The 12,051-nt window shown below is 56.4% G+C and carries 9 protein-coding genes; 8 read left to right on the top strand and 1 reads right to left on the bottom strand.

The annotated features are described in order from the left end of the window. Positions 1–3: 3 nt before the first annotated feature. The 6 genes from DSC91_RS29220 to DSC91_RS29195 are packed head-to-tail and all read left to right on the top strand — an operon-like array spanning position 4 to position 6,933. A complete protein-coding gene (locus DSC91_RS29220; RefSeq protein ID WP_115782042.1) occupies positions 4–2,346 on the top strand; it encodes a glycosyltransferase family 4 protein in 2,343 nt (780 codons plus the stop codon). Beyond that, positions 2,343–3,410 (top strand): glycosyltransferase family 4 protein, encoded by a 1,068-nt coding sequence (locus DSC91_RS29215; RefSeq protein WP_115782041.1) that lies wholly within the window; start codon positions 2,343–2,345, stop codon positions 3,408–3,410. Before DSC91_RS29220 ends, DSC91_RS29215 begins: the two co-directional genes overlap by 4 nt. Beyond that, on the top strand, positions 3,407–4,390 hold the full coding sequence (locus DSC91_RS29210; RefSeq protein WP_115782040.1) for a glycosyltransferase family 4 protein: 984 nt from the start codon (positions 3,407–3,409) through the stop codon (positions 4,388–4,390). Before DSC91_RS29215 ends, DSC91_RS29210 begins: the two co-directional genes overlap by 4 nt. A 1-nt stretch (position 4,391) precedes the next feature. After that, positions 4,392–5,447 (top strand): glycosyltransferase, encoded by a 1,056-nt coding sequence (locus DSC91_RS29205; protein WP_115782039.1) that lies wholly within the window; start codon positions 4,392–4,394, stop codon positions 5,445–5,447. A gap of 17 nt (positions 5,448–5,464) precedes the next feature. Beyond that, on the top strand, positions 5,465–6,058 hold the full coding sequence (locus DSC91_RS29200) for a histidine phosphatase family protein (RefSeq protein ID WP_115782038.1): 594 nt from the start codon (positions 5,465–5,467) through the stop codon (positions 6,056–6,058). Beyond that, positions 6,055–6,933: a hypothetical protein gene (locus tag DSC91_RS29195; RefSeq protein WP_115782037.1), complete on the top strand. Its 879-nt coding sequence runs from the start codon at positions 6,055–6,057 to the stop codon at positions 6,931–6,933. The genes DSC91_RS29200 and DSC91_RS29195 overlap by 4 nt, the downstream gene beginning before the upstream one ends. Before the next feature lie 37 nt (positions 6,934–6,970). Here DSC91_RS29195 and DSC91_RS29190 read toward each other — a convergent pair whose 3' ends face one another. Continuing rightward, positions 6,971–7,699, bottom strand: coding sequence for a class I SAM-dependent methyltransferase (locus tag DSC91_RS29190; RefSeq protein WP_115782036.1), 729 nt, complete (start codon positions 7,697–7,699; stop codon positions 6,971–6,973). Between the two features lie 799 nt (positions 7,700–8,498). Here DSC91_RS29190 and DSC91_RS29180 point away from each other — a divergent pair. Together DSC91_RS29180 and DSC91_RS29175 are read left to right on the top strand one after the other, a co-directional pair. Next, positions 8,499–10,439, top strand: a complete 1,941-nt coding sequence (locus DSC91_RS29180; protein ID WP_115782034.1) for a hypothetical protein — start codon at positions 8,499–8,501, stop codon at positions 10,437–10,439. A 593-nt stretch (positions 10,440–11,032) separates the two neighbouring features. Further along, complete coding sequence (locus DSC91_RS29175) at positions 11,033–12,040, top strand: methyltransferase domain-containing protein (protein ID WP_115782033.1); 1,008 nt, start codon at positions 11,033–11,035, stop codon at positions 12,038–12,040. The last annotated feature ends 11 nt before the right edge of the window (positions 12,041–12,051 follow it).

The raw sequence follows: 12,051 nt of genomic DNA, 5'->3' as shown, positions 1-12,051 counted from the left end.
CAAATGACAAAAATAACCGAGTGGCTCGACCAGGCACGACACCCGTCCGAAGGCGAACGGTTCGCGTTGCCCAGCGCCGTTTACTTCCTGCTCAAGTTTCGTGGGGACCTTGCTGAGTTTTCCTGCAAAACCCTCGCCGACCGAATCGCCCTGTATTTGTGGTGGGAATCGGTTGCGCGTACGGATTACCCAGACTTCGATTGGCAACCCAGACCGCAGGATTTGGCGTATGTCGAGCAACTCGATAACGCAACGCTGATCTCGGAACACCCGCGAGGCATCGCATATTGGCTGAAGAGCACGGCACCGAGCATTCTGGACGGAAAGAATCTGACCGCGACTTTGCTCGATCCAGGCCAGATCGACGGCCCGACCGGTTTCGACCTGCCTGCTTTCCTTTCGGCCATCGTCGAAAGCCGGGTCGATTTGAAACAGGTTTTCGACCTGAGCACCGTTGCCGGCCGGTTGGGTTGCGTGAGCTGGTGGCAAGAGCGCGGTCAAGTCGAATACCCGAGGATCGCCTGGTCCCCCGCCGAGATGTTTCACGCGCTTCTCGACACACCCGAAGGCGGCAGTGTCGACGAAGTGCCGTGCCCGCGTCTGCTGCACCTCATCAGAAACGAGCGAGCCGATTTGCGGCAAGCTTACGACCTCGACACGTTCGCCGGTCGAATCGCATTTCTGGGCTGGTGGCGCGAGCATAGAAAGGACCAATACCCGAGCATCAGATGGATACTGTCAGGCGTGCCTGAACGGCTCCTCGCGCTGGAGGACCCAGACAATGCCACGGGAATCCCGCTGCCCCGTTTCCTGAATCTGATGTGTCGCGAACGGGCCGATTTGCGGCAGGCGTTCGATCTGAATACGTTGACTGGACGCCTGGGCGCACTGGCCTGGTGGGATAGCGCGGGACAGTTCGCCTACCCGGTTATCCAATGGTCGCCAAACAGCCTCCTGCCGACCTTGCTGGCATCGGAGCCCGCCCCCGGAGTCGGCGCTGCTGCCGTGCCGCGATTCCTTGAATCGATCCGAGGGGACCGTGCCGACCTGACGGCGGCCTTCGACACAAGCACGCAAGCTGGAAAAACCGCGCTGGTAACCTGGTGGCAAAACCACGGCAGAAACGAATATCCAACGCTGGGTTCGATCTCCGTTACGACGGCAGGCACGCAACCTGATGGCAGCGACAATCAATACGTTATGTCGGTCGAGCGCGCATGGCGCACCCGACCGTTCGGCGTCAACATTGTCGGATTTCCGCAGGGCGTGCTCGGACTCGGCGAAGACGCCAGAATGGCGGCGAAAGCCCTTGGGCTCTCCGCTATCCCACGTGCGCTAATCACTGCGCCCATGGCGGGCCCGGCGAAACTCGACAACTCCGTCGACGACCTGCTGAGCGTCAACCTCAAGTACGGGTTGAGCGTCTTTTGCCTGCCGCCGCCCGAAATGCTGCGACTTGCGCTCGAGGGCGGACGCAAGCTCATTGAAGCCGACACGTACAAAATCGGCGCATGGCCGTGGGAATTGCCGCAGTGGCCGAACGCGTTCGGCAAGCTGCATCGGCTCGTCGACGAAATCTGGGCGCAGAGCAGGTTCGTACAATCGGCATTCGCGAGACAAGGGGAAACGGCTGTCCATCACGTTCCGATGGCCGTGAGCATCCCTGCGCCGGTACATCCCGACCGCAGCCGCTTCGGCTTGCCGTCGAACGAGTTCCTGTTCTACCTGATGTTCGACGGCAACTCGTGGCTGACGCGGAAAAATCCCATCGCCGGTATCCATGCGTTTCAGAAAGCGTTTAGCGCCCAGATCTCCGGCGTTAGCCTGATCGTCAAAGCGATGAATGTGCGAGACAGCGATCCGACATGGCGCGCGGTGTGCGAACTCGCGGCACAGGACCCTCGAATCCGTATCGTCTCGGAGCGACTGAGCCGTCAGGATACGATCGATCTCATGGCCGCCTGCGACGCTTATATCTCGCTCCATCGTAGCGAAGGGTTCGGGCGCGTGATTGCTGAAGCCATGCTGCTGGGACAGCCTGTCGTGGTAACCAACTTCTCGGGAAATGTGGATTTCTGCGACGAGGAGACGTCCTTTCTCGTCGACGGAGAACTCGTCCCCTTGCGTGCCGGCGACTATCTGTTTCATGAAGGCCAGTACTGGTGCGATCCCGACGTCTCGACCGCGGCGGAACAGATCCGCACGGTCTTTGAAGACAAGGATCGCCGGAAACGCGTTGCCAAGGCCGGCCAGGCACGCATTCTGCGCGACTACTCGATCGAGGCGGTCGCTCGCGCATACGCAGACAGACTGGCGCAAATCAAAGCGGGAGCGGTGTCTCAATGAGAGTGCTGATATGCGCGCCTGACATCTTCAGCGGCGACGCTGTAGGCAACCATTGCCTCGGCGTGGCGCGAGCTGCGAGGCGGCTTGGCTTCGCAGCGGAACTGTACGCACAGAACCATGATGCCGCTAACGAGAAAGTGCACGCGCTCAGCGAGCTATATTCCGCCGTTCAGCCCGACGATATCCTTTTCCTCAGCTATTCGATTTTCGACCCGCGCCTGGATCAGATAACGCAGTTGAAGTGCAAGAAGATCGGCTATTTCCATGGCGTAACGGATCCGGAACTGCTGCGTGCTTTCGAGCCGCGTACCGCTCAATTATGTCAGGACGCACTCGCCCAGTTGCCCGCCCTTGGGGCCTTCGATTTACTCGTTGCGAATTCGCGTTTTTCCGCGCAGGCGCTTGAAAGCGCGGCCGGGCATGCATCGATTGAAGCCGTCCCGCCCGTCTTCTCCGACATGCCCGTATTCAGCCGCAATCCGGCCTCGCACAGCGTACCGCACGCGAACGCCGAACTGCTGATGGTGGGGCGCGTCGTTCCACACAAGCGGATCGAAGACGGCATCGAGATTCTGCACAAGTTGCGCAACCTGGGTGTGCATTCGACGTTGTCGGTTGTAGGCAGCATGCCGAACTACGACTACTCGAAATACCTGATTAACTATGCTCGCGGACTCGGCGTACTCGACCATGTCGATTTCAAGGGCACGCTGGATGACAGCGACCTGCTTGACTGCTTCGAACGATCGGCCGCTTTGTTAGTGACCAGTCGCCACGAGGGTTTTTGCGTGCCGGTACTGGAAGCGATGCACTATGGGAAGCCCGTGCTTGTGCGCGCGGGCACCGCAGCCGAGGAGTTATGTCTCGCCGAAAGCATATTGCCGGCTGACGCGCCCGCCGACGCATGGGCAACGTTGCTCGCGCAATTGATCGATGGCACCGGGGACAAGGCCGGGCGGTCGCGCGAAACTTATTCGAATCGCGCCAAGGACATCCTTCTAAAGACCAGCGATGAAGTGTGGCGCAATCTGTTCACACAGCTTGCGACCGGGAGAACGACATGACGGGTTTGAAATTCCTGCTCACCACGTACAGCACAGCATTCACGGTGAGCGGCGGAGGCGAGTCCGAACTCGTACAGGTCGCCGAAATCATGAGGGATTCCGGTGTTCATACGGACATTTACGGAATCGGCAGCCGTCCATTGAGCTTTTACGACGGCGTCATCCATTTCTCGGTGCACGCCGACGGAGAAGCGATTCTTCGAGAGGCCAAACTCAAGAACAAACCGATCTTTCTTTGGCCGAATGTCTGGTGGACCGACGCACCGCCCGCTAACGAGGTCGAGAGAATTGTCGAAATCACGCGTGGCGCGCACAAGCTGTTATTCAAATCACAAGCGGAACTCGCCAACTTTACGCAGTATGTCCCCGTCCCGGACGACAAGCTCCAGGTGATTCCCACCTGTGTGTCCGATCGCTTTCTCGCTCCGGCCGACAACGACTTGCTGTCAACGATTTGCAATGCGACTAACTTCGCGTTATGCCTCGGCCTGATTGAACCGATCAAGAACCAGCTGCAATTGATCCGGGCGTTGAACGAGCTCAAGCTTGAAGGCGTATTCGTCGGGGGCGCGAGAGACGATGCGTATTACCGGCAATGTGTGGAGGAAGCGCACCCCGGCATCACCTTCCTGCCCTTCGTGCAGCCATGCAGTGCGCTCCTGCGTTCGATCATTTCCAACTGTGCCGTCATCGTTGAGGCCAGCATCGATCCGCCGGGACGTTCGAGCCTGGAGGGCGCCATCATGCGCAAACCGCTTGTTATTGGAGATGGCCCCTGGCAACGCGAGCATTTCGCAGACGGTGTCTGGTATGCGCCCACCGATTCGGTACAAGGATTGGCCAACGCGATCGAAGCCGCCATGACCGACGCGGATCGTGAATCGAAAATCTTGCAGACGTACGAGCGTGTGCTGGACCGGCATTCAGCTTCAACCATTGGGCCACAGCTTGCCGAGATGCTAGCAAGAGAAAGTATTTGATATGCCAAGAATCCCACGATTACTGGTAGTGCAGCGCATTTCGCTATCGCACGACAAACTGATGTCGAGGTCGATTGCCGCCCGCTTCGGTCCCCTGCTCGGTTATATGGCCAATCTCGGCATGATCGAATGGGAAGAGATTGTCGAAGGCGACATCACCATCGGACAGCTCAGGCGCTTTGACGCGGTATTGTTCAATAAACATACCTCCAACCGCGCGGTAGATTTGATGCGCATGGCCAACGATCTGGGCCTGCGAACCATCTACGACATGGACGACTGGATCATCGACTTGCCGATGTACAGCGTCACTGATCTGAACGACGACCTGCTGGCGAACATAACCTGGCTGCTGCGGCATGCTTCCGTAGCGACCGTATCCAACGACGTGCTGCGCAATAAATTGCAGCGCATTCGTTCGTCCGTATCGATCATTTCCAACGGGTTTGATCACAGCGCCATTCCGGCGAGCCCGAGCGGTTGGAGAGAGGTCCAACCGCCAAAGATCATGTTTTCGAACACCGACGGCATCAAACTCGTCCACTTCAGAAAGGACTTTTTCAAGGTTCTTGTGGACTTCATGAACCGGCATTCGGAAGTGTCGCTGGAATTTTGGGGCGATGGATTTCCGGAAATGTCCCGGATTCCGCGCCTGACAGCCAAGGGCTTTCTCGACAACGCGGCCTATAAGTCCGCCATACGCGATGCGGGTTATCTGTTCTCGGTTGTTCCGCTCGGCGGCCGGGAAGACCCCGAGGCGCTGTTCTTCAATAGTTGCAAGTCATGTATCAAATACATCGACTATGGCAGTCTCGGCATTCCGGGCATCTATTCGAAAAGCCCCGTATACGAAGATGCGGTTACGCACGGCGTGACGGGCTATCTCGTGAACAATACGCCTGACGAGTGGGCAGAGGCCATGGAGCAGATGTATCAGGATAGCCAGTTGCGACAGAAGCTGAAACGCAATGCGTTCGACGATGTGCACCAGCGGTTTGGACTTGCGGCACCCGCGCAGACGCTAATGGCACTTTTAACCAGCGAAAATTCAATCTAGCCGACTCAATCCGAACTATGGACCTTCTACTGATCAGGCACGGCCAGTCGACCGCTAATGCGCAAGGACTGCTCATTTCGACCAACCAGGATCCGCTCACGGACCTCGGTAAAACACAGTCCACACAGCTTGCGAAGACACTGGAGCGGTTTGCTTATCAACCCTCCCCCATCTTTTGCAGCCCGTGGAGGCGTGCGCATGAGACAGCGCAAATCGTCTTCGGTGATTCAGCGCCGATGAAGCTCGACTCCCGGCTTGCCGAGACCAATCCCGGCATCTATGCCACGTGGCGTGAAGCTGACTTTAACGCCGCGCATCCGACGTTCAACCACGACATCACCAATCGCTATGAAGGCGGTGAGTCGCATCTGGATATGGCCGATCGCGTGCGCAACTGGGTAGATCTCGAAGTACTGCCCCATGCATCGGAACCGGGATTGACTGCAGCAGTTGCACACGGCGGACCCATCAGCGTGGTTCTACAGCACCTGCTGGGCATTCCCATCGAAACGCATTACCCCAGCTTCACCGTCCCCAATGCGTCATTCACTTACCTGAAGTGGCGCGGCGACCTGAAACGCTACTGCGTGGAGCGCGTAGGCCAGGTATGAACAAGAGCGTTGCGATCTACGAACCGCTTTACGCGAAGGATCAGGCACTCGCCGACCCTGAGTTTATTCCCCTCGTGCGTGCGGAAAACACACGCTCAGAGTGGCGTGAATTCGGGATCCTTGTCGACATGTATCGCAACAAGGTTCATCTACGCCACGACTTCACGGGATTGTTCTCGCCGAAGTTCAACCTGAAGGCAAAGATATCGGGCGCCCGCTTCCTCGAATTCGTGCGCGCGCACGCCAAGGCGGACGTCTGCTTCATCAATCCATTTCCGCAGATTGCCTATTGGTCGTATAACGTCTGGATGCAAGGCGAACACGCTCATCCGGGACTGACCCGTGCGGCGCAAGAACTCATCGACGCCTGCAAGTTGGGTTGGACGCTTGGCGATACGCCGAGGCACGATTCGCGGTACCTCGCCTATAGCAATTTCTGGGTGGGGTCCCAGCTATTCTGGGAGCGCTACGTAGGCGGCGTTCTGGTTCCGATCGCCGAATTTCTGGAGTCTGAACCGGCTCACGCCGTGGCACGAAACGTCATGGCGGAGACCAGCCATACAGATCCCGCGCCTTTTCTGCCGTTCATTGTCGAGCGTCTATTCAGCACTTTCGTATCGACTCATGCAGGCTTGAACGCCGTGCCCTATCCGCTCACGCACGAGCAAATAAAGGGCTATTGCAACAACGACTTTGAGCGACTGCTGTTCGATCGCATGCAAGCCAAAATCGATGCGGCAGACTCCGACCATGCTTTCGGATCAGATCTCATCGAACAGATGGATACGGTCTGCGCGCTGTGGCAACAGCATTTCTTCGACTACTATGCTTTGCGACCGCATCCACATACGATGAATGTCGTTACCCGGGGTTAGCATCGGGTGCCAACGATGCAAAGCGGCGTAGATTAAATTATTTCCTGATTAGAAAAACGTCCTGGTGACCGTCCCAGCCACCGGGGCGGTGTTCGACGATAGTCAGGCCGTTTTCGGCGCAGACGTCTTTCACCCAGTCACCGGGAATCAGCGAGATACCGTAGCTATCGCCAATGTAATCCACGGTCTTTGCCTCGAGTGAGTGATCGGCTCGATAGTTCACGAAGCCAAACTGATTTGCGTCGTAGCTGTTCAACAGATGTTGACGTGCCGCCTCGCCCACTTGATAGCAATCCCCGATGCCCAGATGCTCGCGAGATTTCTCGCCGTGCGTAGTCACGACGCCGACGCCACCCGACCTGATCTTCGAAAAGAAATGTTTGATGACCGAGCGAGCGTTGTGACTGGACAAATGCGTAACGAGCGAGCCTAGCGCAGCAACATCGAATGCGTCTGCAGGGATGTTTTTAAACTCGTACACAGGTTCGGTGACGTGGTACCCGATGGTCCCGAATGTCTTCACGCAGAAATCGACGGACGGGGCCATGATATCCGCCACATGAATGCGCGAAGGGTCAAATCGCTCCACCAGTTGACGCGTTACGCGGCCATATCCGCATGGGAGTTCGAGAATCGTCGGCGATTCGGTGCCAGCCAGTTCGGCCGCCTGCGCAACGAAGTTGGCCATTTGCGTGCCGACCGAAGCGTAGTGCTCGTGCGAACCGTGGAACATGTCATCGTTTGGGTGAATCGGCGCTTCGCGCATTGGTCCTGTCTCCCTCTCCGCTTGGCCGAAGGTGTGCGTTGCGCTTACCGTTTCGACCGTGTAAGGATTGGTAATTGTACATGGCATGCATTGAAATCGTGCTCGCGCGGGCACAGGACAACACTGGGCCGTCGGCCGTTTTCATCGAGGTCGGCGCTCCCGATCATTCGCTCTGGGGCAGTTCGTTCCAATGCTTGCCGGTAAAGCCGAAGGGGTTGCCAATGGAGGATCGTTCTCGCTGTACTCGCAGCGGCGACGATGGAGGGGGAACGTAAGTTGGAGCACTCGAAGTGCTGAGGATAACCGCCGTCGCGATAGCACTGACTAACGCGGGCGGTTCGGGTGGCATTCTCGCGCGCCCATTGCTGAAGAATACGCTGTCGCGCACCCTCTCTGTTTGGGCCTCGCTGCTTGCCACCCCGATTGCCGCCACGTCCATGTATGACGGGTATCGTTTTTCTCGCCCACGCCATATGAGGATCAATGGGACGAAGAACCAGGACTCTACAAGGATCTCGCTAAGGGTGGGGTTGCACGCGATTTGACATAGTGTTGCGCGAAATTTGATACCGCATCCGTTCACATCTTTCGCGACGCCTTTGCCACTACACGCTAAAAACGGCGTTTACCGATTCTGCTACCATTCGGCCATCTTTACCCAACCACTGGCGAAGTCAGTCACGGACATTGACTGGAACGCCATGTTCGACATGAGCATCTTCCCACTTCTTATGCCTATCGGTGCTGGCCTGCTTCCGATGAACGCGGTCAAGAAAAACATTAAATTCGTCAGGAAATCATGAGCGCAACGCAAACTAGTGGCGCCCGCTATGCATGGCAGGATTGGCTGGTTCGATTGTCGGCTGTGGCAGCCCTTCTGGTCTCCGGCCTCATAATCGTGCCATTCCAGCCGTGGTTTGCCCAAGTTCCCAGTCTGGACATGTCCTGGGCGTTCGCAATGAATGTCGCTGTTGCCGAGCACATGGTGTTTGGCAAGGATGTGATTTTCACCTTCGGTCCATGGGCTTCCGTCTACACAACGCTTTATCATCCGGCGACCGACACAATCATGCTAATCGGTAGCGCGATCATCGCAGCGGGTTTATGTGCCGGATTCGCACTGCTCGCTTTTGATCGACGTCCCGCGCTACTTCTTCTCCTACCACTGGCGATTTCGGAATCGATTCTTCGCGACACAATTTTCTTTGCCGTACCGTTGGTCGTTCTGCTCGCTACAGCACGACTCAGTTGCGCGGAAGATCACCCGAACTTTCTGAAGCTCACGCCGGCACGCGCAACCCTTTTTCTGGTGTCGGTATGCGGGGTATCCACACTGCCGCTTATCAAAGGAAGTTTTGCTGGACTGGCATTTGGCGAACTCGGATGCGCAATCCTGATGCTTATCCTGGCGCGCCGAATAACGTTAGCCGCAACGTCAGCCATTGTCGCGATCGTATCCTTATGTATTGGCTGGAGCGCGAGTGGGCAATCCCTTGTCAATCTACCCAATTTCTTCACAGCCCAGCGACCGATCATCTCGGGATATTCCGAGGCAATGTCAGTTCATGGACCTTTCCTCGAAGTAGGCTTGTGGATGCTACCCGCCGTGGTAGCACTATGGATGTTTTTCGTAAATTCGGAGCGAGGATACCGGCGCCTGTTACCGGTGCTTGGCCTTGCTTTCTATCTCTTTGTTGTATTCAAGGCCGGTTTCGTGCGCCAGGACGGTCATCAGCGCATGTCCTCAACCTCGCTCCTGTTTGTAGCTCTATCCCTCGCCACAATGCTGCGCAAACGCGAGGCAGTGGTCTTGGGGTGTGCATCCATCGCGATCTGGATATCGCTTGAATTGTCAATGGCTCAGGGGTCGCTCAAATACATAGCTGATCGCCCCCTCTGGTCATACGCGATGACGTCAGATGGATTGGCACGCCGCCTCACTGATCCAGCCTATTTCGGCAATGAGTTCACAAATGGTCTCATGAAGGTCCGGCAAACCGAACCGGTAAGCGGCATCGAAGGTACGACGGACGTGTATCCAACAGATCTGTCCATGCTTTTCGCAAATGACATTCCATGGTTGGGGCGTCCCATTCTGCAAAGCTATTCAGTCTATCGACCGCAACTTGACCAGGCGAACGCGGACCATCTGACAGGCAAGTCTGCTCCGCAGAATGTCCTCTTCTCCGTCGGAGCGATCGACGACCGACTCCGTGCGCTGGAAGATGCGCTGAGTTGGGGAGCCTTGCTGACGAATTACTCGATCGTTGGGCAGCAGGGAAAATTCATTCAGATGAAAAAGACGTTGCCTCCAAGGGCAACCAGCACGACGCCTCTCGTCGACACGGATGCCAAAACTAACGAACCGGTCGTCATTCCCGCTCACGACGGAATAGTGATCGCGCGCATACACATGCGCCCCACGTTGCTAGGGCAAGCCGTTCTGATGGCTTATAAATTGCCTCAGGTATATATCGAACTTGCTTTGACGACTGGCAAAACCGTTCGTTACCGATATATCCCAGAGATGGGGGAAACCGGTTTCGTGCTGTCTCCCCTAGTGGCATCCAACGATGATTTTGTCGCGATGGCAGCTGGGCACGATACTGCAAGCGTCAAAGAGATTCGCCTTGTCTCGCCGAGCAATCTCCTTTGGAAAAAGAATATTCATGTGACGCTGGAGACCCTTCGCATGCAGCCGCAAGCAGACGCACAAAAACTCTTTTCCTCCACGAAGTAACAAGTGCTTCAAACAGACAACGCTGGAAGGCACGCTCTGACGCTCTCGCTTTGAGCATCAAAGAAGGTCTTCCAGCGAGCGTCGGACATTTCCTAGGCGATCAAAGACGCTTTGCCAGACGCGGGCCGGATCGGATTCGCCAACGCCGCAGGAGAGCCTGTCTCAACTCACATCTGTCGGCTTTGCCACTTCTGCAAAACTCCCTAAAATGGAAGCAATCCGGTGATGTCTGCCTCGCCTGACATCGCGCTATCGCCGCTCTTCCTGACGATCGGTTGAGGGTGCCTCCCAGGAAGACGAGTAAAACAGATCGCTTCCCGTAGCTGCCGGCACTATCATAGACAAATTAGCGGTCGAAAGTCGAACCGTGAATGAGCCACGCCGCAGCACGCCGCCCTATCTCTACGCCCAAGGGCCTACCCAGATCAACCTCACGCTTAGGTCTTGATCTTTTCCTCAACCGTTCACGAGGCAATCCCGAGTGCATTCAATTTGGGTGCGGATCCGGCAGGGACTTCGGCACGCAAAGATCATCTTTAGCCAAGACAGGTGAACGGTATCGTTTCAGTGCTCACTTTGCGAGGAAATAGTTGATGAATCGCAAGCAGAAATTACTCGACGGGCTGAATCTGAAGCAACTGACCGGTATGGAGATCGGACCTCTATTTCGTCCTGTCGTGACAAAATCGGAAGGTAATGTCATCTACATTGACCATGCCGATTCCGAATCTCTAAGAAACAAATATCGGAACGACCCCGCAGTCGATATCGCCGAGATTGTTGATATCGATGCTGTTTGGGGTACCCGAACATTGCGCGAGTGCCTCAAGAGCAGGACAGTGGACTATGTCATTGCGTCCCACGTAATCGAACACGTCCCCGACCTGATCACATGGCTTGAGGAACTGCATTCCATTCTAAAGCGGCAGGGAGAACTGAGGCTCGCCGTCCCTGACAAGCGTTTTACCTTTGATCTCATCCGCCGCGAAACGGAACTATGCGATGTTCTGAGCGCTTACATTGCGCATGCGCGTGTACCGCAACCCATATGCATCCTCGACCATCTGTTGAACGTCTCCCATGTCGACGCCAGACGCGCTTGGGACACCGAGTTGAATGCCGAATCGGTTGAGCGCTGCCATTCATTTGCAGACGCAATTTCACCTGCACGCGATGCGTTCCAGAACGGCACATACCATGACGTGCATTGCTGGACGTTCACACCCCGCTCATTCGCGAGTCTGTTTGAGAGTCTGACACTCACCGGACTGGTCCACTTCGCCTGTGCCAATTTCTTCGACACAGAGCGCTATGAAATCGAATTCTTCGTCACGCTAAAAGCTTCGGACGACCAACAGCAAATCGTCGACAGTTGGACGGCCATGAAGAGTGCCGCGAAGACTTCCGTGCCGCGGAATTCCGTTCCGAGCGACGAAGCGCTCGCAGGTCTACTCGACTTCGAACGGTCGCGCAATCTTGCCCTTTCGAGAAAATTGGAGGCGGCACACCAGGCGATCCAAGAACTCAGAAATTCCACTTCTTGGAAAATAACCGGACCGCTACGGTCATTGGTCTCAACGCTGCGCCGAATAGGGCAATGAACCTGGCGAAC

Origin of the sequence: Paraburkholderia caffeinilytica, from assembly GCF_003368325.1 — a bacterium.
Classification (GTDB): Bacteria; Pseudomonadota; Gammaproteobacteria; order Burkholderiales; family Burkholderiaceae; genus Paraburkholderia; species Paraburkholderia caffeinilytica.
The sequence above is the reverse complement of the archived record's forward strand: the minus strand, read 5'-3'. Positions and strand labels throughout refer to the sequence as shown.